At 56.0% G+C, this 25,890-nt stretch carries 21 protein-coding genes; 10 read left to right on the forward strand and 11 right to left on the reverse strand.

Annotated elements, in window-relative coordinates; translation table 11 throughout:
• Positions 1-154: 154 nt before the first annotated feature.
• The 7 genes from ACFVHU_RS17200 to ACFVHU_RS17230 form a co-directional block, all read right to left on the reverse strand.
• A complete protein-coding gene (locus tag ACFVHU_RS17200; protein WP_388025596.1) occupies positions 155-886 on the reverse strand; it encodes a maleylpyruvate isomerase family mycothiol-dependent enzyme in 732 nt (243 codons plus the stop codon).
• Between the two features lie 48 nt (positions 887-934).
• Positions 935-1,786 carry a fumarylacetoacetate hydrolase family protein gene (locus ACFVHU_RS17205; RefSeq protein WP_388025599.1) on the reverse strand — a complete coding sequence of 284 codons (852 nt, stop codon included), beginning with the start codon at positions 1,784-1,786 and terminating at the stop codon, positions 935-937.
• A complete protein-coding gene (locus tag ACFVHU_RS17210; RefSeq protein ID WP_121867911.1) occupies positions 1,783-2,880 on the reverse strand; it encodes a cupin domain-containing protein in 1,098 nt (365 codons plus the stop codon). Before ACFVHU_RS17210 ends, ACFVHU_RS17205 begins: the two co-directional genes overlap by 4 nt.
• Before the next feature lie 60 nt (positions 2,881-2,940).
• Entirely contained in the window at positions 2,941-4,632 is a 1,692-nt protein-coding gene (locus tag ACFVHU_RS17215; RefSeq protein ID WP_121867910.1) for a (2,3-dihydroxybenzoyl)adenylate synthase, read from the reverse strand.
• A 2-nt stretch (positions 4,633-4,634) separates the two neighbouring features.
• Entirely contained in the window at positions 4,635-6,668 is a 2,034-nt protein-coding gene (locus ACFVHU_RS17220; protein ID WP_388025602.1) for an acetate--CoA ligase family protein, read from the reverse strand.
• On the reverse strand, positions 6,661-8,235 hold the full coding sequence (locus tag ACFVHU_RS17225; protein WP_388025605.1) for an FAD-dependent monooxygenase: 1,575 nt from the start codon (positions 8,233-8,235) through the stop codon (positions 6,661-6,663). The genes ACFVHU_RS17220 and ACFVHU_RS17225 overlap by 8 nt, the downstream gene beginning before the upstream one ends.
• A gap of 101 nt (positions 8,236-8,336) precedes the next feature.
• Entirely contained in the window at positions 8,337-9,164 is an 828-nt protein-coding gene (locus ACFVHU_RS17230) for a PaaX family transcriptional regulator C-terminal domain-containing protein (RefSeq protein WP_388025608.1), read from the reverse strand.
• A 135-nt stretch (positions 9,165-9,299) separates the two neighbouring features.
• Here ACFVHU_RS17230 and ACFVHU_RS17235 point away from each other — a divergent pair, with 135 nt between their 5' ends.
• Both ACFVHU_RS17235 and ACFVHU_RS17240 read left to right on the forward strand, forming a co-directional pair.
• On the forward strand, positions 9,300-10,634 hold the full coding sequence (locus tag ACFVHU_RS17235) for an MFS transporter (RefSeq protein WP_388025610.1): 1,335 nt from the start codon (positions 9,300-9,302) through the stop codon (positions 10,632-10,634).
• A 56-nt stretch (positions 10,635-10,690) separates the two neighbouring features.
• Positions 10,691-12,151 carry an aldehyde dehydrogenase family protein gene (locus ACFVHU_RS17240; protein ID WP_388025613.1) on the forward strand — a complete coding sequence of 487 codons (1,461 nt, stop codon included), beginning with the start codon at positions 10,691-10,693 and terminating at the stop codon, positions 12,149-12,151.
• A 323-nt stretch (positions 12,152-12,474) separates the two neighbouring features.
• Here ACFVHU_RS17240 and ACFVHU_RS17245 read toward each other — a convergent pair whose 3' ends face one another.
• The 3 genes from ACFVHU_RS17245 to ACFVHU_RS17255 form a co-directional block, all read right to left on the reverse strand.
• Entirely contained in the window at positions 12,475-12,768 is a 294-nt protein-coding gene (locus ACFVHU_RS17245; protein WP_388025615.1) for a Dabb family protein, read from the reverse strand.
• Between the two features lie 103 nt (positions 12,769-12,871).
• On the reverse strand, positions 12,872-13,450 hold the full coding sequence (locus ACFVHU_RS17250) for a TetR/AcrR family transcriptional regulator (protein ID WP_388025618.1): 579 nt from the start codon (positions 13,448-13,450) through the stop codon (positions 12,872-12,874).
• Positions 13,451-13,940: 490 nt separating this feature from the next.
• Positions 13,941-15,599 carry a sigma-54-dependent Fis family transcriptional regulator gene (locus tag ACFVHU_RS17255; RefSeq protein WP_388025620.1) on the reverse strand — a complete coding sequence of 553 codons (1,659 nt, stop codon included), beginning with the start codon at positions 15,597-15,599 and terminating at the stop codon, positions 13,941-13,943.
• Positions 15,600-15,874: 275 nt separating this feature from the next.
• Between ACFVHU_RS17255 and ACFVHU_RS17260 the strand changes: the two genes are divergently transcribed.
• Both ACFVHU_RS17260 and ACFVHU_RS17265 read left to right on the forward strand, forming a co-directional pair.
• Positions 15,875-17,506 carry a flavin-containing monooxygenase gene (locus ACFVHU_RS17260; RefSeq protein ID WP_388025623.1) on the forward strand — a complete coding sequence of 544 codons (1,632 nt, stop codon included), beginning with the start codon at positions 15,875-15,877 and terminating at the stop codon, positions 17,504-17,506.
• A gap of 337 nt (positions 17,507-17,843) precedes the next feature.
• Positions 17,844-18,632 (forward strand): (S)-acetoin forming diacetyl reductase, encoded by a 789-nt coding sequence (locus ACFVHU_RS17265; protein WP_388025626.1) that lies wholly within the window; start codon positions 17,844-17,846, stop codon positions 18,630-18,632.
• 596 nt (positions 18,633-19,228) lie between these two features.
• On the opposite strand, the gene ACFVHU_RS17270 is transcribed toward ACFVHU_RS17265, so the two are convergent.
• Entirely contained in the window at positions 19,229-19,939 is a 711-nt protein-coding gene (locus ACFVHU_RS17270) for an SDR family oxidoreductase (RefSeq protein WP_388025628.1), read from the reverse strand.
• A gap of 127 nt (positions 19,940-20,066) precedes the next feature.
• Between ACFVHU_RS17270 and ACFVHU_RS17275 the strand changes: the two genes are divergently transcribed.
• From ACFVHU_RS17275 to ACFVHU_RS17300, 6 genes are all read left to right on the forward strand, one after another.
• On the forward strand, positions 20,067-21,008 hold the full coding sequence (locus ACFVHU_RS17275; RefSeq protein ID WP_388025631.1) for a LysR family transcriptional regulator: 942 nt from the start codon (positions 20,067-20,069) through the stop codon (positions 21,006-21,008).
• Between the two features lie 75 nt (positions 21,009-21,083).
• On the forward strand, positions 21,084-22,400 hold the full coding sequence (locus tag ACFVHU_RS17280) for an MFS transporter (protein WP_388025633.1): 1,317 nt from the start codon (positions 21,084-21,086) through the stop codon (positions 22,398-22,400).
• Positions 22,401-22,457: 57 nt separating this feature from the next.
• On the forward strand, positions 22,458-23,615 hold the full coding sequence (locus ACFVHU_RS17285) for a mandelate racemase/muconate lactonizing enzyme family protein (protein WP_388025687.1): 1,158 nt from the start codon (positions 22,458-22,460) through the stop codon (positions 23,613-23,615).
• Positions 23,616-23,643: 28 nt separating this feature from the next.
• Complete coding sequence (locus ACFVHU_RS17290; protein WP_388025635.1) at positions 23,644-24,084, forward strand: VOC family protein; 441 nt, start codon at positions 23,644-23,646, stop codon at positions 24,082-24,084.
• Positions 24,085-24,096: 12 nt separating this feature from the next.
• A complete protein-coding gene (locus tag ACFVHU_RS17295; RefSeq protein ID WP_388025638.1) occupies positions 24,097-25,098 on the forward strand; it encodes a cyclase family protein in 1,002 nt (333 codons plus the stop codon).
• Between the two features lie 18 nt (positions 25,099-25,116).
• Complete coding sequence (locus tag ACFVHU_RS17300) at positions 25,117-25,869, forward strand: SDR family NAD(P)-dependent oxidoreductase (protein WP_388025641.1); 753 nt, start codon at positions 25,117-25,119, stop codon at positions 25,867-25,869.
• The last annotated feature ends 21 nt before the right edge of the window (positions 25,870-25,890 follow it).

The raw sequence follows: 25,890 nt of genomic DNA on the forward strand, positions 1-25,890 counted from the left end.
TCACCTTTCCAAATTTATCTAGGGGGATCGGAATAGCGGGGCCACTGGCTGAGACAGCAGCCGGCAACGCACGTTTCCAACCTACATCTTCACGTTAGTTGATGCATCAAGTAAGTGCAATGCCGGATCGACGGCCATCGGTGATGCGAACGACTTAGAGCCAGCGTGGTGCGGGTTCGACCGTACCGTAATTGGCGCTCAAGCCGCTCGATGGGCGTCCGGAGGCCCAAGCCGCGAGGTCCGGAAGTCTGCCGGAAATCTCTTGCGCGCCCTCCGCCTCTCCATACAAGGTACCGGTGTCGATATCGCGCAGGAGGAGCCCCGAACCCTGCCCCCGCGTTTTCCACATGCCGGTGATGTCTGCCAGCAACCGGTCCAGGACATTCTCGGGGATTTGCTCGAACCCGGCACCATTGTCCAGATCTACCGCATGGATCCAGATTTCCCGGGTGCGCATCCAAATCGTCTCGGAAGCCGCGACCGTGCGCCCCTGGGCGGTCTTGACTTGCTGGGTCCACGCCTCGTCTGGCGTGTCGCGCCACTCTACATTCAGATGTATAGCCGAATGCTCGTAGAGATTGCGCAGGGCAGTCGGGTTCAGGGTGGCCCCGAACTCGATTTCTCGATTGCGTTCCACGGGCGAGGAATACATCGGGTTCTCCACCCCGGTGTTGGCCCATTCGATCAACCGGCACAGCGCCCGCGCGTTGTAGCCGACGTGAGCGATGACGTGCGCTTTGGACCATCCATCCAGCAACGACGGGGCGCTGAGTTCGGAATCGGGAAGTTCGTTGAGCTTACGGCCGAAAAATGCCGTTCCACGCCGAACGGTCAGCAGGGCATCGAGCAGTTCGGGATCCGTGGCTAGATCATGACGGGCGACCATGGGCATCTCCTGGGTAAACCGTGGGTTGAGTTTCGAAGCGGCACGCAGTTAGGCGTGATCTGGAATCTTTCCGCTGGCGCGGTTACGCAAGGAGCCCAGACCCTCAATGCTGGTTTCCACGACCTGTCCATCGGTGAGGTAGCGCTGTGGTTTTCGCGCATGGCCTACTCCGCCCGGAGTTCCTGTAATGATTACATCTCCCGGATTCAGGCTGATCATCGTGGAAATATAGGAAACCAGGAATTCAGGGCCATGGACCAGATCCCCGGTGGAGGCCTCCTGCATCACTTCCCCGTCCACCGTGGTGCGGATCGTCCCGCCTGGAGACCATTCGTCGGTGGTGGCCAGGAAAGGGCCCAGCGGTGTCGAATTCTCCCAGTTTTTTCCCTGCAGCCATTCCTTCGTTCGGAATTGCCAGGTTCGCATTGATATGTCATTGCAGATCGAGTAGCCGGCGATGTGCTTGGTGGCTTCGGCCTCGGGGATACGGCGGCCGGATTTGCCGATGACCACCGCTAGTTCCGCTTCCCAGTCGATCGCGGAGTCTTCCGTGGGCAGCTCGATGTCGTCGGTGGCACCGATCAGGGTTTCGGCATACTTTGAAAACAGGGTCGGGTATTCGGGAAGCTCGCGCCCCATTTCCAGAATGTGGGTCCGATAGTTCAAACCGACGCAGATGATCTTGCCCGGTGCAGTCACCAGAGGTGCCAGTTCACGTTCGGCTACTGCGAACTCGGTACCTGCGGAGGCAGAACCTGTGGCATCGGCGGCGATTTGCTTCCAGTTGCTTTCGCGCAGCAGCTTGTCGACGCTGCTGTATCCAGCGATCAGCGTGTAGCTGTCGCCATCTTGGCGGACGGCAGCTGTGCCGTTCTCGGTGCGGATGGTAGCCAGTTTCATTTGGTTTGCCCTTCGATGTAAGTGCGGTTGAAGTTCAGTCGTTCCATGATCGGCTGGTCGCCAAACTGGAACAGGTCGAATTGGGTCTCAGCTTCCATGGACCAAGCGGCCCAAGATGGAACAACAATCAAATCGCCTTTATCCAGCGCGGTACGCTCGCCATTGACGGTCACGGTGCCGCGGCCCTCGAAGACCTGGTACACCGAGGATCCGACCTCCCGGGTCACCGGGGTGCTTGCCCCGGCTCGGAGCCGGTGGAATTGCGCACGGATGGTCGGCATGACATCGCCGCCAGTGGTCGGGTTGATGAACCGAACAGCGGCATGGCCCTGGTGGACCGTGGCTGGCTGGCCTTCGTCCTCCAACGCGAGCTGCTCGGACAGGGCGCGATCGGTGTGCTCCCAGCGATAGGCTCCGATAGGGGAGGAAACCGTGTTGTCCAAGCCGGAGAGCGGGCGCAGTCCGGGGTTGGCCCAGAGCCTTTCGGAGCGGGATATGTCCGGGGTTGACTCGTCGGTGACCCGTTCGGTTCCGAATTCGAAGAATGAGGTGTCGGTGTAGTGCACAAACGGAATATCCAGCCCATCGATCCAGGCCATGGGCTGGTCGGTTTCATTATGATGCCCATGGAAGTTCCAGCCGGGGGTCAGCAGGAAATCACCGCGCGACATCCGCACCGGGTCCCCATTGACCACGGTCCACACTCCCTCGCCTTCGACCACGAAGCGGAAGGCATTTTGCGAATGCCGGTGTTCCGGCGCAGTCTCGTGTCCGCCAAGATACTGGATGGCGGCCCACAGGGTCGGGGTAGCATATGGGCGGCCACCGAGTCCCGGGTTGGCCAGGGCAATGGCGCGCCGCTCCCCACCGCGGCCTACTGGTACCAGATCGCCGGCACGTTCGGCCATGGGCAGCAGGTTCTTCCAGCGCCAGACATGGGCCAGGGCGGCCGGGCGAGGCTCCATGGGCATCAGGTCGCCGATCTCGGTCCACAGCGGGATCAGGTTCTCGCTTTCGAAATCGCGGTACAGGGCGTCTAGTTGCTGCTGTTCCTCCGGCGTGGGCGGGGGAACAGCCATCTGGTTCTCACTCATGGGTCGTCCTTTCCATGTGAATGGTCATTGGATGATTTGGTCGAAGCGGGTCCGGTGCTATTAGCTGGGAGTCGAGGGCTGGCTGTTTGCGGGGTTCTCGGCATCCAGACGGGCCTTGATGTCGGCCCGCAGTTCCTTCTTGTTGATCTTTCCGACCTTGGTGGTCGGCAGCTCATCGAGAATCACCAGGCGTTCGGGGATCTTGAAAGCTGCGACACCGGCCTGCTCGATCTCCTCTCGGATCCGGTCCAGGGTCACGCTGCTTCCCTCGCGGATGGTGACGTAGAGGCATAAACGCTCACCAAGCACCGGGTCGGGCATGGCCACGGCCGCGGCCAGGGTCACATCCTGCATCCGGTAGACGAGGCTTTCGATTTCCTCTGCCGAGATCTTTTCCCCGCCACGATTGATCATGTCCTTGTCACGGCCGTGCACCACGAGATTGCCATCTGGCCGGCGCACCACGATGTCTCCGCTGGCATACCAGCCGCCGTCGGTGAAGGCCCGCTCGTTGGCCTCGGGAGCCCGGTAATATCCACGCGGGGTATAGGGACCACGGGTCAGGATGGAACCAGGAGTCCCGTCGGGCAGGTCATCGCCCAGTTCGTCAACGATACGGATCTCGTCAGCCACGGAGACCGGACGTCCCTGGGTGGTGCAGATGACTTCCTCTGGATCATCGAGCGCGGTCATATTGATCAGCCCTTCGGCCATGCCGAAGACCTGTTGCAAGGTGGCTCCCAGAACGGGCTTGATCTTCCAAGCGAATTCGTCCGGCAGGCGGGAACCGCCCACCTGCAGGACCTGCAGCGACTCGGTTTGCCGGCCCCCGGTTTCCTGCTGGTATTCCACCCAGCGCTGGGCTACTGCGGGAACCGCGGAAGCGATAGTGACACCTTCGGCTTCTATGGTGGCGAAAGCTCGCTGCGGGGCAGGGCTTGGCAGCATGACGGCCCGACCACCGGCGAACAGCGCTCCGAGGATGCCAGGACAGGCCAGCGGGAAATTGTGGCTTGAGGGCAAGGTGCCCAGATACACGGTGCCCTCATCCAAGTCCGAGGCTTCGGAACACACCCGGATGTTGTAGGCGTAGTCGTTATGGGTGCGGGTGATCAGCTTGGGCAAACCGGTGGTCCCACCGGAAAGAAGGAAGCAGGCCGGCGAATCGGGCGAGGGGGCTGCCGCATCCAAACGGGCTCGGGCTGCGTCCGGATCCCCGCCTGGGGCAAGGATGTCCTCTAAGCTGATCCCGTCCTCGCCGGGCTGGCCGCTGACCAAAGTCAGCTCGATGCTGCCCACGGCCTCGCGGACTTCCCTGGCCAGCACTCGATGGTCATAGCCTTTGACCAAATCGGGTACCGCAATGGCACGTGCTTCGGCGATCTCGCTCAGGGCGCTGAGTTCGAATCGGCGATGGGCAGGGAGAGCCATCACCGGGACGATCCCGGCACGGAAGCAGGACAGCGTGAAGATGACGAACGGCCATGAATTGGGCAATTGGACCATGACCCGGTCATCAGGCCGCAATCCCAGCGCCAGCAGTCTTTCGGCACCGGCGTCCATGCGATCGGCCACCTCGGCATAGGTCATCCGGGTGTCCCCATCAACAAGCGCGATTTTCTCACCCAGCCGGTCTGAAACCTCGTGGATGTAGGATCCAAGTGGTCGATCCTGCCAGTATCCCAGGGTACGGAACTTTTTTTCCAAGGCCTCTGGCCAGGGGACGGTTCCCTGTGAAGTATGCTGTGGCATGCTCAGTTCTCCTCGCTGATGACGACGGCATCAAGGGCCGTCAAACCGGTGTCCTGTAGACGAAGTGGATTGATTTCGATTTCGGATATGACGGGATTGGTCTCCAGCACGGACCCCAGGACCGATATCAGCCGGGCGATCTCGGCGACATCCAGTGTCGGTCCTGATCGGAAACCGCGCAAGAGCGCTGCCGCGGCCAGCTCATCGGGCATGGCGGCAGCTGAGCGAGGAGTCACCGGCAGGGACCGGATCGTCGAATCGGCGAATACCTCGGTGGCAATTCCGCCCAGGCCCAAGACTGCGATCGGCCCGAACACCGGATCGCGGCGTACCCCGAGAACCAGGTCGACGCCCCCGTCTGCCATGCGCTCGACAAGCACTTGGCGGGCGTTGATGCGGACCAGGGCATCAAACGCGGCGTCAAGTTCCTCCGGGGAAGTGATCCCAAGATGAACGCCGCCGATTTCCGTCTTGTGCAAGACCGCTGCATCAAGCAATTTCACCGCAACGCGGCCTCCCAGCTCCGCCAAGGCAGCATGGGCTTCGGCTCGGGTGGTGCAGACTCGGCGATCGGGGGTAGCGAAACCCAGGGCGTCAAGCAGGTCCTTGGACCGTGCTTCATCCCAGGGCCCCCCGGCATCGATCCGCACGGGTTCCGCCGGGTCGCCATCTTCTGTAGACCGCAGGTACTGCGATCGGGCATCGGCAGCCAGCGCCCCGATGCCCCGGGCCAGCGCGCCGGGACCAACCAGCAACGGCACACCGGCAGCCGCGGCCTTGGTCCGAGCGGCATGGATCTCTTCGTCAGGTCCGTCGACGCCGATCAATACCGGTAGCCCATCGGCGACTCCCGCCTCGGCCACCGCGTCAGGCAAGGAGATGACCGGTTCGGTGATTCCGTAGACGCCAAGCACATCGATGGATGGGTCCTCGGCCACCGTACGGAGGATTTGCGGGTAGCCAGGGCCAGGGCGACCGGTGTCCACTGGATTACCCTGGAAGGTGATCGGGGGAAGCAAGGTGCCGATCTCGCGCATGGAATCCTCAGTTAGTCGAGGCAACCCGATCCCGTTGCCGTAGAGCGCATCGGCGATCAGAAGGCCAGGACCGGCCTGGCCAGTGACCAGGCCCGCCGACAATTCAGGTGACGGTGCAGGCCGCCTGCCGCACAGCGCGGTAGCTGCATCGACAAGTTCGGTCTCGTTGTCAACGACAACCGCTCCGGCTTGGCGCAGCACCGCGCGCGTGGTGTGCCAGGATGTGGCCAATGCTCCGGTGTGGGATTGGGCAAATTCGGAGACGTCGTTGCGGCCGATGACCAAGGCAATGACAGGTTTGACCGAGCTGAGCCGGCGAACAGCGTCCAGCAGCCGGGGCCCGTCGGAGACAGTTTCCAGATGCAGGACCACCGCGCGAGTTGCTGCGTCGCCGATCAGGTAGTCAAGGACATCAGGTGCCGTGATATCCAGTCCAGCGCCGATGCCGACACCCAGGCTGACCCCGACGCCTGCTGATTGCAGGTGGAAGGAAAGCACGTGGTTGATGCCTCCGCTGGCCGCGACCACGGCGACCGATCCGGGCTCCAGCGAGGTGACGCCGGGGACAAAGCTGGCGCGCAGACCCAGTCGCGGCACGAAGAAACCAGAAGTATTCGGGCCGAGCAGGCGGATTCCGGTCTCTGTGACAGCGGAACGCACTTGGGCATCGAAATCCAGCCCCTCTCCGCCAGCTTCAGCGAATCCACCGGAGCACACCAGAGCTGACTTCACCCCGTGCGCGGCGCTTTCGCGAATTGCTTGCGCGGTGGCTGCGGCTGGCACGCACAGAACTGCCAGATCAATCGTGTCAGGGGCGGCGGCCACCGCGTCGGCAATCGAGCGGTGCATCCCGTCGGTACCCCTGGAATTGACCAGTGCGGGACCGGAACGGTAGGTCGCCAGGGAGCTGGCCATAACCGCTCCCAGCTTGCCTGGGGTCGCTGAGGCGCCGACCACCATGGTTCCGGCGGGATTGAACAGCGAATTGAGATCAGTCATGGGATACACCGCTGTCCGAGTTCGCGTGCGCTGGGCTGGCCACAGCATCTGCGCGTGAAGAGAGAACCAGGGTTTCTGCGCTCACTGGGTCCCGGTCCTGGACGATTATCGTGGATATGCCGCGGATCAAGCGCAATTCTTCTGAGAGCAGGGTCCGGGTCAACGCAGTTCCGCCGTCGATCACGGCAGCTTTGGTGTTCGGGGGCAATTGTGCAGCGATGTCGGGGACTTTCGTCGATTCCATCGGAGCTACGATCTTGGCAATGGCTCCGGTCACCGGCAGTTCGGCACCACGCTGGTCCAGCAGACGCAGGGTGGTGTCCTCAGCCTGGTGCAACGCCAGCTCACGGGAGCCGAATGTGATTCCGGCGATCTCCACGCTGGTATCGAGCACTGGGGTTCCGTGGATACGCTGCCAATGCTCCCGCGTTTCGTCCACCAACCTAGGGTCCCGTTGGGCCATCTTGTCGATATCGATGCTGCGTGAGAAGAAGTGGAAGGCAAAAGTCGTGGGGTCAAACGCATTGTAGTATCGCCCGAAGTGCTCCCACCAGCTCAATCCACCACTGGCTGCGTTCTGGATTTTCGAGACCTTTGGGGCGCGCTCGGCCTGGTAGTTCGCGAACGCAGTGGGAAGATCCCGTGTGTGCGCCGCGATTTCACGGGCCAGGACGATGCCATCCTCCATGGCCATTTTAGTGCCGGATCCCACGGAGAAATGCGCGGTATGGACCGCATCGCCAAGCAGGACTACATTCCCGTAGTGCCAGCGTTCGGTTCTCCGGGTCTGGAAAGTCGCCCACCGAGAGTTGTTGGCCACGATGGAGTCCCCAGCCAGGTCTTCGGCGAAGACTTCTTCGAGGAATGCATGGGTTTTGGCGTCCGAAATGCCGGGGGGCTGGCTTGTGTCGAATTCGTCGAGCCCGGCCTTAAGCCATGTATCTTCGTCGGTTTCCACGATGAAGGTACTCAGATCGTCGCTGATCGGGTACGCATGAGCAGCAAAGTTTCCGAATTCGCTTTCCCGATGCACAAACGTCAGACCCTCGAATTTGCGGGTAGTGCCGAACCAGATGAACTTGGCGCTGGCTGACTCGGTGCTGTGTCCCAGATGCTCTGCCAAAGCCTCTCGCGTACGCGAATTGGCCCCGTCGGCACCGACTACTACATCGAATTCATCACGCAGCACCAGTGGATCTGGAACATTTTCGCCGAAACGAAGATCAACGCCGGCTGCCAGTGCCCGACTTTGGAGTAGCGGCAACAGGGTGCGGCGATGTATTGCTGCCATTCCGTTGCCTGTGAACGGCAGTTGTTGGCCCTTGAGCCAGACCTCGATCGTGTCCCAATGGGTTCCGTGGTCACGAAGTCCGTCACGAAGGACTGGATCCGCGTCATTGATCGCATTGAGCGTGGCATCTGAAAAGACGACCCCGAAGCCGAAGGCGTCAGCGGCCTGGTTTCGTTCGAAGAGAACTACTTCTGCTTCTGGAAGCTGGCGCTTGAGCAAGGTCGAAAAAAACAACCCGCCGGGGCCGCCACCTACGCATGCAACTCGGAAAGCCATTGGGACTCCTTACTAGATGTGATGTACACCTCCATTGTGTGACATTAATTTGGGCAACGTCAAGTTTTTGTTATTTATAATTTTGGCTTGTTCGATAACAACTAGTGGGGCGGGTAAGCACTGAGCGAGGATTTGATGATGGATTCCACATAGGCGCGGGCGGCTGGGCCCAAGTAGGCATGCAGCCTCCGGAACAGTTCGTACGCTTCGCGGCCCGGCCAGTCCCTTGGCTGCAGTTCCAGGGGGAGGCGGGGGTCGCGGAAAGTAAACCGGCGGGCATCCGCAACCAGGGTGGTTCTCATGACGAGCGCGGCGGCGCCAGTGGCTTTCTCGAAGTCCCTGCTTTGCTCGACAGGCGCATATTTGTCGATGAATTCACGGTAATCGCCTGCGAGTTCCTCCAGGTCCCAGCAACGCAAAGCCAGCGACTTGTCTTTGGCAGTCGAATCTGTGTAGGTCCACATGATATCCACTGAGGCTTGGGGGTATAGCTCGGCTAGTTCGTTGGCTTCGCGCATGAGATCATGGGCGGCGAGCCAGGATGAGGAGGAAAGCTGGCCGAATCCGAGCCAGGACAGGTTCTTTCTTAGTGATTCGCGTACGGCCCGTTCGGTTTCGGGAACTTGGTATAGGACCATCGTCCATCGCCCATCCCAGGGGCTGTCGCGTCGTTGGAAAATCCGCTCGCGTCCTTCTGCTAGCACCTGCAGCATAGATTCCGAGAGGGTGTAGATGGTTTCCCGGCCTTCCCGACGGGTCTCGAACCAACCCTGCTTTTTCAGACGGGATAGGGTCATGCGAGCGCTAGAGGGCTCTATGTCGAATGCCGACAGCAATTCGGTCAGTTCGCCCAATCGAGCCTCGCCATTGTTGTAGCGAAGATAGTCGCCAAACAGGTCCATGATCAAAGATCTGGGTTTCGGTGTCATGAGTGCTCCTTTGGGAGATAGCCTTGAGAATAGATTAGTGACAGTTTATTGACGGTACGTGAAAATATTGTTATACCTTAACGGGTCGAGGTTTTGTGAGATGAAACACAAGATCGCTCCTGAAAGGTATTCCAAATGAAAACCCATCAAGGTACTTCACGGCGTTCAACCGCTGCAGTCATTGGTCTGTGCTTCATCGCCATCGTATTCGACGGATACGATCTGGTTGTATACGGAGCAATCACCCCAGCGTTGCTCGCATTCGAGCCTTGGCATCTGACGCCTGTGCAAACTGGAGCTATTGGAAGCTATGCGCTGGCCGGAATGTTCTTCGGAGCAATTGGTATCGGCTATTTGACAGATATCGTTGGACGACGCAAGGTTCTGATCTCCTCCGTAACGTTCTTCTCCTTGCTAATGCTTGCTAGTGCGTGGTCGCCGACCCCGGAATTCTTTGGAGTAACTCGTTTCCTTGCAGGAATGGGACTTGGCGGCGTGATTCCCACTGCCATAGCCATGACTATTGAGTTCTCTCCACGCACCAAGAGAAATTTCAACAATGCGCTGATGTTTTCCGGCTATGCTGTGGGAGGAGTGATGGCTGCTTTGCTTGCGCTCGCGCTGCTTCAGCACATTGGCTTTCGCGGGATGCTCGCCATCGGTGCTTCACCTCTGATTATAGTGGTGCCGTTGCTACTGAAGTTCTTGCCAGAATCGCCGGCTTTCTTATCGGCTCGCGGGCGCGAGGCTGAGGCTCAGCAGATTGTCCGGGCGTATGGGTTGGAGCCGATGCCCACGCATGCGGAGCATGAAGCCAACGACGAACCCGTTCAGCAGGGGCGATTCCGCGCGATCTTCAGCGGCAAGCTCCTGGTTGCCACTCTCATGTTCTGCTTGGCAGGTATTGCAGGGCAGACGTTGGTATATGGTCTGAATACCTGGCTTCCGCAGCTTATGGTCGCCGCGAACTATTCCCTGGCTTCTTCCCTCTCTTTCCTATTGACCGTCAATGTCGGAGCCGTGGCTGGTGTACTGGTCTCCTCCACTCTGGCGGATCGGTTCGGACCTCGCTCAGTAACAGCAGTGTCATTTGTATGTTCCGGGGTGGCGCTGGTATTGATGGCGACTGGAATAATGCCTCTTCTGGTGATGTATGTTCTGGTTGCAGTTGTCGGGTTCGGATCTGTCGGCGCTCAAATTCTGGTCAATGGGTTCCTTGGAACCTACTATCCCGGTAGAGTCCGTGCAACGGCCTTGGGCCTCATGTTGGGAGTAGGCCGCATTGGAGCGGTTATCGCGATTTATGGCGGTGGGGTTTTGATTGCTGCATCGCTTGGAACATTCATCAACTTCTCCATTTGGGCCATTGCCGCGGCAATCGGTCTTGCCTCGGTCTTGCTGGTGCCACGCTTGAGCTTGGACACCACGTCGAGCACCGGTACAACAGGGCCCAGGCAGGGCAAGGCCTGACTCCTTCTTTCATGTTCACATCCCATGGAAATCTCCAACGAAAGGTACTGAATCGCATGAATACCTCCTCAATTGCAACCGCAATTCCAACTATTGGCCACGTGGTCAACGGGCATATGCTCGAAGCCGAGAACTATCGGGATGTACGTGATCCCGGGAAGAATTCACAGATCGTCGCAAGGGTGGCAATTGGAACCCCTGACGATGTGGATGCTGCTGTGAAGGCAGCGCACCAGGCTTTCCAGAACTGGCGTAGTGTTCCAGTCGCGGAACGCTCGGCATTGCTGCTTAAAGCAGCGGAGATCCTCGGTGCTTCCTCCGAAGAACTTGCCCCCCTGCTTGTTCGCGAACATGGCGGCGTGCTCTGGGAAGCTCAAACTGATTTCGCTCTGGGGGCAGGAGTCCTCCAACATACGGCGTCCTTGGCCGAAGATTTCTTTGCCCCGGTGACCTACGACGATGAGGCATCAACTATCCGCATCGAAAAAGTGCCTCGCGGTGTAGCGGCTGCAATTGTTCCGTGGAATATGCCCGTTGTCCTGACCATGATGAAGCTTGCTCCGGCCCTATTGGCCGGCAATACGATGGTGCTGAAGCCTTCGCCGTTCGCTTCCGCCGCCTTGACCATGCTCTTGCAGCGGGTAGCAGAAATCCTGCCCGAGGGCGTGCTCAACATTGTCCACGGCGATGGTGACGTCGGTGAGGCACTGACCAGCCATCCCCTGGTCCGGAAAGTGGGTTTCACCGGTGGCATCGCCACCGCGCGGGCGGTGGCGAAGTCTGCTGCGCAGACGGTCAAGAATCTCACGTTGGAGCTGGGTGGCAATGATCCTGCAATCGTGTTGAACGACGCGGATATCAGTGCAACCCTTGACCGGATGCTGATGGGTATTTACACACGGAGCGGCCAAATCTGCTTTGCGGTGAAACGGGTCTACGTGCCACGTGAACTGCATGACGAGTTCGCAGAAGAACTAATTCAGAGGGTCGACGAGTTCGTTGTCGGGCACGGGTTGGATGATGGCGTGAAATTCGGTCCGCTGGCCACCGAAGAGCAATACGGCAAGGTGACTGAGCTTATAAGCCAAACCCGCGCCTCGGGCGCGGATATTGTCGAGCTTGGACGCAAATCCGCGGACACAAATTGGGAGGACGGTTATTATGTCCTGCCTCATGTTGTGCGCAATGCTTCACATAGCGATGCGATTTCCGCATGCGAGCAATTCGGTCCAGTCATTCCTCTGATTCCCTACGACGACATCGAACAGGCTATTTCATGGGCCAATGACAGCGAATTCGGTCTCGGTTCGTCAATCTGGACCGCAGATGATTCCAAGGGATTCGATATTGCCAGCCGCATCGAGGCCGGGAGCACATTCATCAATACCCATGCGTTCGAGTCTCTGGATCTTCGGATGCCTTTCGGGGGGATTAAGCAGAGCGGCATAGGTCGTGAGTTCGGCACGGCCGGTTTGTCCGAGTATGTCGAGGAACATGCCATCCGGCTGCTCAAGTAGGAAACGTTGAGGCAGATACCGGCAATCCCAACATAAGTGGGTCAAAAGTTAGGCGGTTATTTACCCTAAACATTGCTGTGGCGGTTCCCACCCCTAAGATCAACTGGGGGTGGGAACCGTTTTGCCGTGGCAGGGTAGTTGTTGCGTCGCATGTGGCGCCGCTGCACTGTCAAGTCGTCTCAGGGGACAACCCTAGAAAGGGTCGCAATCTGGATGCCAGTACGGCGGATACATTTTCTGGACAATTGGAGAACTACCGACATGCTGAAGATCTGTGGAAAGCGCTGAAAGTCAGCAATTGATATCGATGGCTTCGAAGCTGATCAGCTGTTGAACTGAATCGCGTTCCACGATGCGCATAAAGGATTAACGTGCTTTTCGATGAATTCCTGGTGTGCGGGCGCATCAATATAATTACGCCAAGCTTGGGCGTCGGTGAACTCGGCGACGATGGTGACGTCGGAGTTTCCCGGGTTGAGTCCGATGTCTGCGCCAGCCTTGAAAGAAGCGGTCTCCCCGGTCAGTGCGGGAAGCTCAGCCATCGCCTGCAAGAATTCCTCGCGTCGTTGAGCGGTGGCATGGTCGTTGAATGTCATGCCCCATACGTGGGTAATCATGGTGTGCCTTTCGATAGGTGAAATTATGCTATTTGATGGTGGCCAGCGATGTGCTGGGGTATCCGGGGTGCGGTTGATTTCAGCAGTTAATCACGAAGGACCGTCAAACTTGATGACTTAGTCCGTGGGCGAGTAGCCAGCTGGTTCTCGTGATCGACGCGCGTTTGCGCGATAGTTCCGGTTCGCCTATGATCACCGTCTCGATGTTGGACGTCGATACAGAAGCATTGCAGAGCGAGACAATTGTTAGCAGGAGGTCCTCAATCTCTGATATCTGCGCCAACGGTAGTGCATTATGCAACTCGGAGATCTTGCGTGCTGAGCGGCGTATTCGTTCATTTTTCCCGACTGGTTCACCCAGTTCAAGACCCTCCCACAAGGTCAGCCGAGCCAGGGAGGGGTTTTCATGCGAATAATCAAAGTACCTGCCGGCGAACTCAGCAATTGATTCGGGGCCCACGCCGGCCACAGGCACAATGTCCAGGGCCTCGACTAGACGGTGTAGCAGGGCAGCGGTGAATAGCCCGGACTTGTCGCCGAAATAGTGGTAAATGCGTTCTCGATTGCACCCTGATGCGCGGGAGATCTCACTGATTCTGGCTCCGGAGAAACCTCGTTTCGCGAATTCGTCGCTCGCCGCTTCCAGCAAATTTAGCCGAGTGGCTTCAGTGTTCCATGCCATGCGCTCAGTCAAATCTCCAGACATAGGTTTGGTGATAACGATACTTCATGCTCTATGCTAATTCCAACTGTTAGGTTGGAGAATTTTTATGCAAGAAGAGATGCAAGTAGAAATACGTGAAGCCGACGGGGCCATTGCCATTCGTGAATTTTCCGTCGCCCCCGCTTCCATCCATACAAGAGCGGCGTTCACTTGGGTGGCGATATTTCCCCTCGTTTCTCTGGGCATGTGCATTCTCGCTTGGGTCGCGCCCAGATGGCATCCGGTCCTCCGTGCACTTACCCTGACGGCTGTGGTGGTACCACTTTCTGTGTACTTCCTTGTCCCTTGGCTATTGTCGGTACGCGAGTCCTGTGTCCGCATGATTGGCCGGAGGCAAACCAACCTCGTGGCGAAACGACATCGCGATTGCCGATGACGGTGGCCACTGCGCGGAGCACGTTTGGATCGCTCCTGGACTTTGGTTCATTGGCTATACCGGCTTGACGAATTAAATGGATCGTTCGTCGGTGTAAATTCGCAACTGCCTCATTCGCCGGTAAATAGTGGTTCGCCCGATTCCCAGCAGCTTTGCCGCGTCGGACTTGTTCCCCTCCGCAGTTTCCAAAGCTTGGATAATTGCTTCACGCTCAGCTGACTCGATCATAGTCATCTTCTTCCGAGGCGGGGCTGCCTGAATATGCTGAGGCAAATGTCGACGTTCAATGACTGAAGCTGTAGCTACTTCAATCGCATAGTTGACGACGCCGGCAAGCTCGCTGATGTTTCCAGGCCAGTCCCACTGCGTCATTGACTGCAACGCGGCGGGGGAAAATGTATGGAGGGGTTTGGTGTCAATTGCGTCAAGAATCGACTTGACTAGAAGCGGGATCCGTTCCGGAGTGGCGTTCAGCGGCCTGATGCGTTCAGAGATTCCAATGTCATTGAGAACGTCGACGAGTGGCTTCGTGGCCAAATCAAGGTGAACGGTAATCCCCAGAAGACTTCTCCGTACTCCTATTTTCCATTGCTGCATATGATCGAAGCTAATGAGGGCAAGCTTTCGTGCCTGGTCCGGACCCAGGGCCTCGGCGCGTCGAACAATGACATCTTGGCCGGATTCAAGAGCGCGTCCCACTTCGCCCCAGTTCACGGGGTGCCCCGCAGCCACGACCACCGAGTGAGGTGGTCTGTCGTGCCGGTTGAAATGTGCCTTGAGTGCGGTCGCACGTCCAGACCCCGGCGGACCGGCATTGACGACGACACCCTCGCTATGCTGATTCTGTTTGGCCCTGGCAGTCGAGAATTCGTGTTGTGCGATAGGGCGCCTCGGGGAAGCCAGGGAGCCCGTGTCGGCGAAATAGGCAATGTAATGAGTGTTTGGTCCTTCGGCGATGCGGCGAGCTGTGACACGTAGCGATGCTCCTTCCAGCTCCTGGCTGAAGTCCGGATGGCTATCCCAGTTGTGAGCGCGAAACAACTCCCATAACATGACATGTATTTCCACAGTGACGTAGGGTAATCCTGGGTTATTCGCCAATACAGTTTCCTGATCCATGACTACTGTCGGGCGATTCGAATTACCGTAGCGCATGAACGATAGAGCAACTGCAAGGTCTTGAGGCCTTGTTGCCGAACAGAGGCGGCGTTCAATCTGCTGCCCTACTTCTCTGGCCATCGAGAGCATCAGCGGACTAGCAGAATCATGAGAACTCCCCAACGCGATGGATCCTATAATCAAGCCGCTAGGCGCGGTGACTGGAGACGCGGCACAAGCGTTCACCTGCAGGATATCGCTATAGTGCTCAGCACCCTTGATGAATATCGGAGAGCGCTCAGCCAATGAAGTGCCTAGGGCGTTGGTGCCGATCCCGTCTTCCGAGTAGTCGAAACCCTCAGCGGCATTGACTTTATCTAACCGGTTCAATTCTGTACGGTCGCTGGAACGACGAGCAATAATCTGCCCCCCGCGGTCACTGAGGAATAGCGTAGTGCCGGTGTCGACCAATTGTTGTTCCCAGCGATCGAGAACCGGAAGGGCTGCCCTGCAGAGCAACGATTCGGGGTCGAAGTCATGTAGATATCTCGGCTCACGGTCGCTGGGGACGGCATTTCCTAATGATCTACGCCAACTCCTTGCGACCACGTCGGGTACGTTTTCCAGCTCCATCCAAGAGTCCTGCAACCCTTGTTGGATTAGACGGTCACGTGAAGCACGGACAGGATCGCTCAATGACTCGCCTCCCGTTATTGCGGATTCTTCTTATGAGATCTAGATCATACGCGCTCGTTTCGTGAAGCGCCGACTGATGCGTCGAAAGTATCACTGTCATGCGCAGAGGCTGGAGAAAGGTGTTTCAAAGTGGAACAACCGCCGATGTGTTCCATCGCACAGAATGGAATGCACGTAGCAGGTTACGAGAAGAATTTTGGAGGAATGTTCTCATGGACAAAGTAGTCCCAGAGACAACACTGTCGGTTGATGCGTTGGTCGTTGGTGCCGGGTTCGGCGGGATCCATGCACTGCACAAGCTGCGCAATGAATTTGGAATGAGTGCTGAAGCTATCGATCGGGCGGCCGGCGTCGGCGGTACTTGGTATTGGAACAAGTACCCGGGTGCATTATCTGACTCCGAGGCCTTCGTCTACCAATACTCATTCGACAAGGATTTGTACCAGGACAACCCACTGCGCAGCAAGTACGTCAAGCAACCCGATATCCTCAAGTACCTCAATGGCGTTGTTGACCGATTTGGATTGCGTGAGCACATCCGTCTGGAGACGGGCATGACTGGGGCTGAGTTCAATGAGGCCAAGTCGATTTGGAGTATTCGAACGGACGCCGGGATCACTTATGAGGCGCAATATCTAATCACAGCCCTGGGTCTGCTTTCGGCCACCAACATCCCGGATTTCCAAGGCGTTGAGAGGTTTCAGGGGCGGATCGTCCACACTGGGAACTGGCCTGATGATCTGGATCTGACCGGAAAGCGCGTCGGGGTGATCGGTAACGGATCCACCGGCAACCAGGTCATCACATCGACCGCGCCGATCGTCAAGCACCTTACTGCCTTTATCCGTACTCCGCAGTACAGCGTTCCAGCGGGTAACCGGTCTTTGACTGAAGCTGAGGAAAGGTCGTATAAGGAAAACTTCGAGAAAACGTGGGAACAAGTTCGGGGCTCCTCGGTAGCCTTCGGCTTTGCAGAAAGCACTACTCCTGCCATGAGCGTCAGCTCTGAAGAGCGCGAAAGGATTTTTGAGGCGGCATGGAACGAAGGCGGTGGCTTCCGATTCATGTTCGAGACCTTTTCCGACTTGGCGACTGATCCGGTGGCCAATGAGGAAGCCGCGAAGTTCATCCGTAGGAAGATCGCACAGATCGTCAAGGACCCGGACACAGCCAAAGCGTTGACCCCGACTGATCTATACGCCCGGCGTCCTCAGTGCGATTCGGGATTCTACGAGGCATTCAACCGTGAAAATGTCTCAGTGGCTTTGGTCAAGGACAATCCGATCGCCCACTTGAACGAGAACGGCATCGTGCTGGCGGACGGGACGGAATATGAGTTGGACGTCATTGTCATGGCCACCGGATTCGATGCGGTTGATGGCAACTATGTAAAGGTCGACATTACCGGACGCGACGGGGTGGCCCTCAAAGACCACTGGAGCGAAGGCCCGACCAGCTACATGGGCATCTCTACCGCAGGCTTCCCGAACATGTTCATGGTTCTTGGCCCGAACAGCCCGTTCACTAACCTAGTCCCCTCCATTGAAGCGCAGGTCGAAGCCATCGGGTTAGCCATCAAGCATCTTCGATCCAATGAAACTGCATGGATGGACGTACAGCCGGAAGCCGAAACAAGGTGGACTGAGCTTTGCACTGACATCGCCAATGCCACGCTCTTTCCCAAGGCCGATTCCTGGATCTTCGGCGCGAATATTCCCGGCAAGAAACATACCGTGCTCTTCTATCTGGGTGGATTAAAAGCATTTCGGGATCTTGTCATCACAGAGTCCGCTGGCGGTTTCCCGAACTTCGTAACTAGCCAGGAGATTCTGGTCAATGCCTGACTGGTGGCGCCTCTGAACTGTGGAAAGCCTAAAGCGACTTCCAGATTTGGCGTGTCAGGCATGGGACGATCCTACAGGTACGCTTCAAGCTTTGAACCGGAATCTCGTAGGACATCCCGCACTGGGGCAAGAGGCGGCATTCCCGTTGCGGACAATCGGAAGCGGCGGTCCTAAATGAACATTCAACACGCAACAGGCGTGGGGGCCCGAGAATCCTCGAACGTTTCGCGGAGCGGGTCACCAGTGGCATGAGACAAGGTTTTCCAGAAGCAAACGTCCCGGCGCTTTCAGAGGTTGTCCATCACAAGTGCCGAATCATCCAAACGAAAGAACAGTCATGATGAATAAGACAGGGAACAGTAAGGTCGCTCTTGTGACCGGTGGTGCACAGGGCATCGGGCAAGCAACCGTTGAGAGGCTTCATGCAGATGGATTCAAGGTCGCCATCGCAGATCTGAATATCGAACGTGCAGGACAGCTGGCACGCACCTTGGGCGGCCAGGACCATGGGGTAACTGCGGTGCAAGTGGATGTTTCCGATAGGCAGAGTGTTTTTGCATGTGTCGATGAAGCCGTAGCTACACTCGGTGGGCTCGACGTCATTGTCAACAACGCCGGTATCGCCCCTCAATCCCCGATCGACGAGATCACGCCCGAAAGCATCGATAGGATCTTCTCTATCAACTTCAACGGAGTTGTATGGGGAATCCAAGCAGCAACCAAGGCCTTCAGGAAGCTCGGTCATGGCGGCAAGATCATTAGTGCAGCGTCACAAGCCGGGCACATCGGAAATCCAGGCATTGCCCTGTATTCGGCCACAAAATTCGCGGTTCGGGGACTGACCCAGACAGCGGCTCGGGACCTGGCGCAGTACGGAATCACAGTCAATACTTACGCCCCGGGGATTGTAAGAACACCCCTGATGGAGGATCTGGCAAAGAAAACTGCAGTCTCCGCCGGTAAACCGGAAGCCTGGGGCTGGGAGCAGTTCACAAGTGGCATTACCATGGAGCGGCTATCTGAACCTGCCGAGGTTGCCGGTGTCGTATCCTTCTTGGCCGGACCAGATTCGAATTACATCACCGGGCAGTCGATCCTTGTCGACGGCGGTATGGTTTTCAACTGACTGCACTGCTTAGCAGATGCCTCCCGTGGAGCAAAGGACTGCCGGGGCCTACCAAAGGGCCCCGGCTTGGTTCATTCTGGTGCAGTTTGAAGGATGCATCGATGCCTAACGTATCCACAGGCAAATTGCCTCTAGTGCGACCAGCGCAACGAGCCGGGGGAAATCAAAACGGCTTTGTTCGGTCCCTGTCTGCATGTCGATGCCATGGGCCGTCGCGTGGCCTATCTTGGTTTGATACAAATTGATGAGTCTAGGGCGATTCTGCCGGATACCAGAGCCTCAGGCTATGAGAATTTCACCTCGTCATAAAGATATCGCTATCTTGTTGGGGCTCTCCGTTTGGCGCGTAATCGCGTTTCCGCACTCCAAACGGGAGGCTGACATATTGCAGGCAACCAGCAGATAGTGGGAGGTTGCTCGAAACATGATTTAGTTACAATGTGAAACGATATCCTGATTGAACATTTTTCAATATTTGCTGGATCTTGTTCGTCCGAACACGCTCAATCCTTCACAGCTTTTCAGCGTTTATGAACTCAAAATTTTCCGAATTGCTGCGTTCAAATTTTTTGCAATTTCTGAGTATGGCAACGGATCTAGAAGGGGTTGGTCCCGACTGTAAGTCCTCCGCAAACATAAAGTGTCTGGCCAGTAACGAACCCTGTCTTGTCCTCCAGAAAGAACCCAGCGGCATTGGCAACATCTTCAGGTTTGCCGAGCCGTCCCACCGGCACCCCCTGGATAATGGCCTTCGTCTGGTTTGACTCGGCAGGATTTGCCGCAAGGAAGAGATCCGTAGCAATTGGCCCAGGACCAACAGCATTCACTGTGATGCCGTGTTGCGCCAGTTCAAGTGCCCAGACGCGAGTCAGTCCGATCAAACCAGCCTTTGCTGCAGCATAAACGCTTCGTAGCTCTTTTCCAAGCGCCGCCCGAGAAGTCATATTCACTATGCGTCCAAACTCAGTTGATTTCATGCCAGGGATCAGCGTCTGGGACACCTGAATGGCCGTTCGGAGATTCAGGGCCATCGATGCGTTGATTTGCTCAAGAGTTTGCTCCTCTAGCGGTCCAGGGAATACCGCGCCGACATTATTTACCAAGCGTGTGATCGGACCATGTGAGAGCGCTTCACTCAGTGCATCAGCAGTTTCGGTTGTGTCCGACAAGTCTGCAATCAGCGAGTGACCATACTGTGCTGAATCCCGGTCGATTACTATTACATCCCATCCCGATTTCAGCCCATTTTCTGCAATTGCTCGTCCAATACCCGAAGCGCCACCGGTGACCAATAATCTTTCACTCATTTTTGTCCAATCTTGACCAATTGAAGTTAGGGATTGCAAGGAAACACTAAGTCCCGTATTACCACTGAGTCCAATACAAATAGAGTGTATATTGATTCAAAATATTGATCACTCGAAAGGTGCTAACGTGGAATTTAAGGAAGTCGAAGCCTTTTTGGCAGTAGCTGAAGAGCTGCATTTTGGCCGGGCAGCTGAGAAGCTTCACATGTCCCAGCCTCCGCTGAGCATGAGGGTCAAACAGCTCGAAAAGGAGCTCGGCATCCAATTGTTCGACCGCAGCACTCGGAATGTCCGGTTGACCTCGGCTGGGCAACAGCTGGTCGCCCCGGCTGGCCACGCCCTGCGGACAATGCGTAAATTCTCGGATGTTGCCAAATCTCTAGTGTCCGGTGAAGCTGGTGTGGTCTCGATAGGCTTCGCAGGCGCCTCAAGCTATCGATCCCTTCCGAGACTTACGCGTGCCGTCCGCCAGGCGTTCCCTGAAATCGATCTGCAGTTGCACTCTCAGACTTACGTTTACACGGCAATGGAGATGTTGCAAGAAGGCACTCTGGATCTCGCCTTTTCGCGTCTACCTACTTCGAACGATGAGCTGGACAGCAGGATTATCGAAATCGAGCGTCTCATATGCGCGTTGCCGGAGGATCATCACTTGGCCGCATTGGATGAGATTGACATTTCCTTGCTGGCCGATGAAGAGTTTGTCAGCCTCCCCTCGACTCAGGGGTCAATCCTCCAATCAACGATGCTGTCGCTTTGCGTGGCTGCAGGTTTTAACCCGAACATCACCCAGGAAGCCCCTGACTCGGCCACAGTGCTTGCGCTTGTAGCTGCAGGTGCTGGCGTAACCATTACTTTAAGCTCGACTCAAGGTGCTCAAAGTCAAGGGATCGCCTACAAGCCACTGATGGGTATTAGGCCTAAGCATATGTTCGCGACTCTGGCGTGGAGGAAAGACAATAGCTCGGCCGCTCTGAGGAGCGTTTTAGAGGTATCAGAGGCTGCTATTCCCACACCAGACTTATCAAATATTGAGAATAATCCTTTCCTGAATAGTATTGGACTCTAATCAATACCTGTCGTTATTCTCGAATGTGACATGGCCTACAGCGGAGGTCATGAAATTCAGACGACGAGGTCCCCGATGCAAATAGATACCACCCGCAAGGCCGGTACTGAGCGTCAGCTCAACCGGAAAATCACCAAGCGCATAATGCCTATTTTGGCTCTAGGCATGTTCATTTCATACATTGATCGAGCCAACCTGGGCGTTATTTCCGAACCGCTTTCACTCGATTTAGGACTTACGGCCTCATCCTTCGCCTTGGCTGCTGGATTCTTCTACATTGGCTATTTGGTATTGGAAGTTCCTTCCAATATGGCTCTTGCCAAGTATGGTGCTCGATTTTGGCTCGGACGCATCATGCTGACTTGGGGAGCCGTGACCGTTCTCATGTCGCTCATGCAAACTGAGTGGAGCTTGCATGTCATGCGGTTCCTGCTCGGAGCGGCAGAAGCGGGATATTCGCCGGGAGTTATTCTTTACCTGGCCATGTGGTATTCACCGAAAGCTCTAGGGAAGGCAGTGGCCGCATTGAACCTGGCGGTACCAGTGGCGCTGTGTCTGGGGACTGTAATTACGACTCTGATTTTAACGATGGATGGAATCGCTGGCATTGCCGGGTGGCGTTGGGTCTTCGTTTTAGAGGGGCTACCCGCGATTGCGCTAGCAATCATCATCTTCATCAATCTTCCTTCAAGTCCGGCCAAAGCAAAATGGCTAACTGAGGAAGAGAAAGTGATGCTCGAGGCATCTGTTACTCAGTCAAAATCTGAGGCTTCTCATCGGCTGAGTCAGATCCCTAAGATGCTGAAAAAGGGTTCAGTTTGGTTTTTTGCATTGACCTACTTCTTGATCCTCGCGGGTTTTTGGTCGATCACCTACTTCCTTCCCACGATCGTGAAGGAGCAGTTCGGCTTAGGGGTGATCGGATCCGGGTTCCTCTCCTCGGTTCCGTGGCTGGTATCCATCGCTGTCATGGCTATTGTGGCAAAAACGACTGTGGCCACTGGTGATCGAACGTGGCATATGACAGGCTTGATGGTTGCCTCGGCAGTTGGATTGTTCTTGGGCGTAGTATCAGGCAGCCCTGTAGCCTCCCTAGTTGGAATGTCTCTCGCAGCAGCAGGATTCTTTGGTGTCCTATCCACATTCCAAGCAACGATTGCGCAGGTCTATGCGGGAGCTCTGGCTGCAGTGAGCATCGCTTTCGTAAATGCCGTTGGAAATGTGAGCGGACTCGTTGGTCCGTACATCCTGGGATACTTCAAAGATCTGACAGGTTCCACCGACACCGGTTTGCTTATCATGTCGGGCTCGTTTGCGCTTGCCGCAGTATGCGTATTTTTCGGTACGCGATGGGCCGATAAGCGAACTGGCGGAATCTCCGGCTTGGTCTAGTCCTTAGTAAATGCTTCCCCCAACTTCCAAGACACAGTTAGGAATTCAGTGACAGACATGCAGCTCCATTCTCAAAGCGGCGTTACTTTGAGTAAGGACATGGGCTTTGACCAGGAAATTGTTGCCGTTGAAGCAATTCCATATGAAATCCCCTACAGCAAACCATTAGCGTTTGCCAGTGGCTCAATTTCAGTCGCTGATAATGTGATTGTCCGCATCCGTACAAGAGACGGGATTGTCGGAATAGCAGAAGCGCCGCCCCGTCCCTACACTTATGGTGAAACTCAAGAATCCATCGTTGCTGTAATCAACAAGCTCTTTGCGCCGGCAATGGTTGGGCATAGCTTACTTGATCGTGAGATCATCAAGACAAAGCTTGATCGTACAGTTGGAAATCTGACCGCTAAAGCGGCCATTGATATTGCGCTCTGGGACGCTCTGGGCCGGGCCACAAGTCTGCCAGTGCACAGGCTTTTGGGTGGTTTCACGGATCGGCTAAAAGTTAGCCACATGATTGGATTCGACGAACCAGCTCGAATGGCGGACGAAGCTCTGGCCCTTCGCGAAAAGTATGGGATCAATTCGTTCAAAATCAAAGTTGGCAGAACTCCTTCACATCCAGATATTGCTGTTTGCCGTGCCGTGCGTGAAGCGCTCGGGGAGGACGCAGAAATCTACATTGATGGGAACCGCGGCTGGACTGCAGCAGAATCAGCACATGCACTCAGAGAACTAAAAGACGTCAATCTGGCAAGGGCGGAAGAGCTCTGCCCAGCGGATGACGTTTTGTCACGTCGCTGGTTGGTATCACAATCGTCGATTCCGTTCGTTGCGGATGAAAGTGCGCCGACGCCCGCGGATATCACGAGGGAAGTCCTTTCTGGGGCTGCCAATGCTGTCAGCATCAAGACGGCACGGACAGGGTTCTCTGATTCGTTGAGGGTCTCCTACCTTGCCGAAGGTCTGGGTATTCAAGCGGTGATCGGAAACCAGATAGACGCTCATATTGGTACCATCTGCTCGCTGCATTTCGGTGCCTCGCAACGAAGCACGTCACGTTATGCCGCCGAACTTTCGAATTACTTGGACCTCAGCGACAGCCTGCTCACCGAAGACCTGCATATCTCAAACGGCGAGATGCTGTTGACCGACGATCCTGGGCTAGGGATTGAAATCGATCCTGAAAAACTCGACGCCTACAGAACCGATAAATAACTTCCACACCCAACCGAAAGGGAAGACCATGGCAAATCTACGCCTACACCACGTCAATGTCACCTCCGACGATATGTCGATCCTGACTGATTTCTACAAGAATGCACTGGGCCTGGACATGCTTCCGTCGCCAGCAATGATCGCCACTAAAGGGAGTGAGGGGAAAAGCGGTGACGAAGAGTGGGATACCGGTGCGAAATTCTTCGAGGCTGGTGACCCTGAGGAGTTGCAAATCCATGCCACGCAGCGTCAGCCATACCTTGCGGCGCAGGAAGGGCATTCAGTCAATCCGTTGATCGGCGGACACTTTGCTTTTAGAACTGACAACATCGAAGAGATCAAGCAACAGCTGACGGATCATGGAATTCCATTCGATGACTGGGGAATTTGGTCTGTCGAAGGCTGGCACCAAATTTTCCTCACCGATCCCGCTGGCAACATGATCGAGATCCACGAAGTCAAGAAGTAAGGAGGCGGACCCATGCATCGATCACGTACTCGAATGGCTGCCGGAGAACGGCCATCCTATGAGGAACTCAAATCACCTGAGCGCAATCACCCAGGAACAGCTTGGGGAGTCTTCGGCGACCAAGATCAGCTCGGAACGTTGAACCTGCTGTCGAATGAGCGCGTGGTCGAAGCATCCGGCCTCATCAAGACCGGACAACGGTTCAACTTGAACCTCCCGCTTGATTACTTTGATCCGCCACTGATAGCTCATCGCGGTGCACTCGAACATAAAGTTTTCGGTCTCAACAAGTTTCACCGTGACGACAAGATAGATAATTTTTATCCGCAATCTTCCACTCAGCTTGATAGCCTCCGCCACTTCGCGCATCCGGATCATGGATTCTATAATGGCTTCCCTGACGATTCCATAACCAAGGGAACTTCCACTTTGGGGATCCAGAGCGTCGCGGAACATGGAATCGCTGGACGGGGTTTGCTACTAGACATAGCAAGATATCGGGACAGTATTGGTCTACCGATCAATCATCAAGACACTGAACAGATCTCAGTTCAGGACTTGGAATCCACGCTGAAGCACCAGAAAGTGCAAACTAGGGAAGGCGATATTTTGCTATTGCGCTTCGGGTGGCTACAGCATTACGCAACCGTGGAGAAACCTTCTACAAACAGTGCTGGGCTGGAACAAAGCGAAGACATCGCAGCATGGTTGTGGGACCAGAAAATTTCAGTCGTTGCCGCAGATAATATTGCTGTCGAGGCATGGCCTCCCAACCGGACCTCGATTTCTACATTAGCGGAACAATCAGGTCGGCTTGAAACTTCGAGCCACACTGGGATGCTCCACCGTATCCTTATTCCCTTGCTAGGGTTTTCCCTTGGCGAGCTATGGAATCTGGATTCACTTGCAGAGAGATGCCACCAACTGAACCGTTACGAGTCATTCATTTTCGCTCAGCCATTGAACCTCGTCGGCGGAGTCGGCAGCCCAGCAAATGCAATAGCAATCTTGTAGACCACCCAAAGGATCAAAATGAATCAGACCGAGAATCTTGAAGTTGTAGTCATTACTGGTGGTGCATCAGGAATCGGGCTCGAATGCGCAAAAGTTGCCGCTGCTCGTGGCGCCAGAGTAGCTATTCTCGATATCAGCCAGCAGGCAGGCGAAAAGGCATTAGCCGTCCTGCCTGAACCGCATTTGCACCTTGCCATTGAAACCGACGTCACAGATCGTCGAAAAGTGGAAGTAGCATTCGAAACGATCACGGATACTCTTGGCAGTCCAACTGCTTTGGTTGCCGCCGCCGGGATCGTGTGCCAGACACCTCTCAAAGATGTCACTGAGGCAGAGTTCCGGCGAGTCATGTCGATCAACGTCGAAGGAGTGCATAACTCAATTTCAGCTGCAACCAAGTACCTCATGAGGTCTAGTGGTTCTTCAGTTGTTGTCCTGGGCAGCGTATCTGCAAATACAGGAGGCGGGTTGATGGGCAGCGGTGTCTATGCGACTTCGAAAGCTGCAGTCATAGGCATGGTAAGGGGGTACGCTCGGGAATTATCTGAGTGGGGCACACGTGTGAACTTGGTGTCCCCAGCTGCGACCAGCACGCCTATGACACAAAATCTCAGTGAATCAGATCAGACCCGAATCTTGTCATCCTCCCTAATTGGACGATTCATCGACCCGCGTGAAATTGCTGAGACCGTCAACTTCCTGCTTACCCCGGGAGCGGGGGCCATTACCGGTCAAGTAATCCAAGCTAATGGTGGAGTCTACTTTAACTGAGGTCATTGGGGGAGAAACTAA

This window comes from Glutamicibacter sp. NPDC127525 (genome assembly GCF_042672105.1).
Lineage (GTDB): Bacteria > Actinomycetota > Actinomycetes > Actinomycetales > Micrococcaceae > Glutamicibacter.

What these genes read in the sequence shown, in the direction of transcription:
- ACFVHU_RS17230 (WP_388025608.1), bottom strand. Translation starts at nt 9,164, where the DNA reads ATGACACCGAAACCCAGATCTTTGATCATGGACCTGTTTGGCGACTAT.
- ACFVHU_RS17295 (WP_388025638.1), top strand. Translation starts at nt 24,097, where the DNA reads ATGCATCGATCACGTACTCGAATGGCTGCCGGAGAACGGCCATCCTAT.
- ACFVHU_RS17225 (WP_388025605.1), bottom strand. Translation starts at nt 8,235, where the DNA reads ATGGCTTTCCGAGTTGCATGCGTAGGTGGCGGCCCCGGCGGGTTGTTT.
- ACFVHU_RS17240 (WP_388025613.1), top strand. Translation starts at nt 10,691, where the DNA reads ATGAATACCTCCTCAATTGCAACCGCAATTCCAACTATTGGCCACGTG.
- ACFVHU_RS17250 (WP_388025618.1), bottom strand. Translation starts at nt 13,450, where the DNA reads ATGGCATGGAACACTGAAGCCACTCGGCTAAATTTGCTGGAAGCGGCG.
- ACFVHU_RS17210 (WP_121867911.1), bottom strand. Translation starts at nt 2,880, where the DNA reads ATGAGTGAGAACCAGATGGCTGTTCCCCCGCCCACGCCGGAGGAACAG.
- ACFVHU_RS17290 (WP_388025635.1), top strand. Translation starts at nt 23,644, where the DNA reads ATGGCAAATCTACGCCTACACCACGTCAATGTCACCTCCGACGATATG.
- ACFVHU_RS17260 (WP_388025623.1), top strand. Translation starts at nt 15,875, where the DNA reads ATGGACAAAGTAGTCCCAGAGACAACACTGTCGGTTGATGCGTTGGTC.
- ACFVHU_RS17205 (WP_388025599.1), bottom strand. Translation starts at nt 1,786, where the DNA reads ATGAAACTGGCTACCATCCGCACCGAGAACGGCACAGCTGCCGTCCGC.
- ACFVHU_RS17215 (WP_121867910.1), bottom strand. Translation starts at nt 4,632, where the DNA reads ATGCCACAGCATACTTCACAGGGAACCGTCCCCTGGCCAGAGGCCTTG.
- ACFVHU_RS17265 (WP_388025626.1), top strand. Translation starts at nt 17,844, where the DNA reads ATGATGAATAAGACAGGGAACAGTAAGGTCGCTCTTGTGACCGGTGGT.
- ACFVHU_RS17270 (WP_388025628.1), bottom strand. Translation starts at nt 19,939, where the DNA reads ATGAGTGAAAGATTATTGGTCACCGGTGGCGCTTCGGGTATTGGACGA.
- ACFVHU_RS17280 (WP_388025633.1), top strand. Translation starts at nt 21,084, where the DNA reads ATGCAAATAGATACCACCCGCAAGGCCGGTACTGAGCGTCAGCTCAAC.
- ACFVHU_RS17255 (WP_388025620.1), bottom strand. Translation starts at nt 15,599, where the DNA reads ATGGAGCTGGAAAACGTACCCGACGTGGTCGCAAGGAGTTGGCGTAGA.
- ACFVHU_RS17235 (WP_388025610.1), top strand. Translation starts at nt 9,300, where the DNA reads ATGAAAACCCATCAAGGTACTTCACGGCGTTCAACCGCTGCAGTCATT.
- ACFVHU_RS17285 (WP_388025687.1), top strand. Translation starts at nt 22,458, where the DNA reads ATGCAGCTCCATTCTCAAAGCGGCGTTACTTTGAGTAAGGACATGGGC.
- ACFVHU_RS17200 (WP_388025596.1), bottom strand. Translation starts at nt 886, where the DNA reads ATGGTCGCCCGTCATGATCTAGCCACGGATCCCGAACTGCTCGATGCC.
- ACFVHU_RS17220 (WP_388025602.1), bottom strand. Translation starts at nt 6,668, where the DNA reads ATGACTGATCTCAATTCGCTGTTCAATCCCGCCGGAACCATGGTGGTC.
- ACFVHU_RS17245 (WP_388025615.1), bottom strand. Translation starts at nt 12,768, where the DNA reads ATGATTACCCACGTATGGGGCATGACATTCAACGACCATGCCACCGCT.
- ACFVHU_RS17300 (WP_388025641.1), top strand. Translation starts at nt 25,117, where the DNA reads ATGAATCAGACCGAGAATCTTGAAGTTGTAGTCATTACTGGTGGTGCA.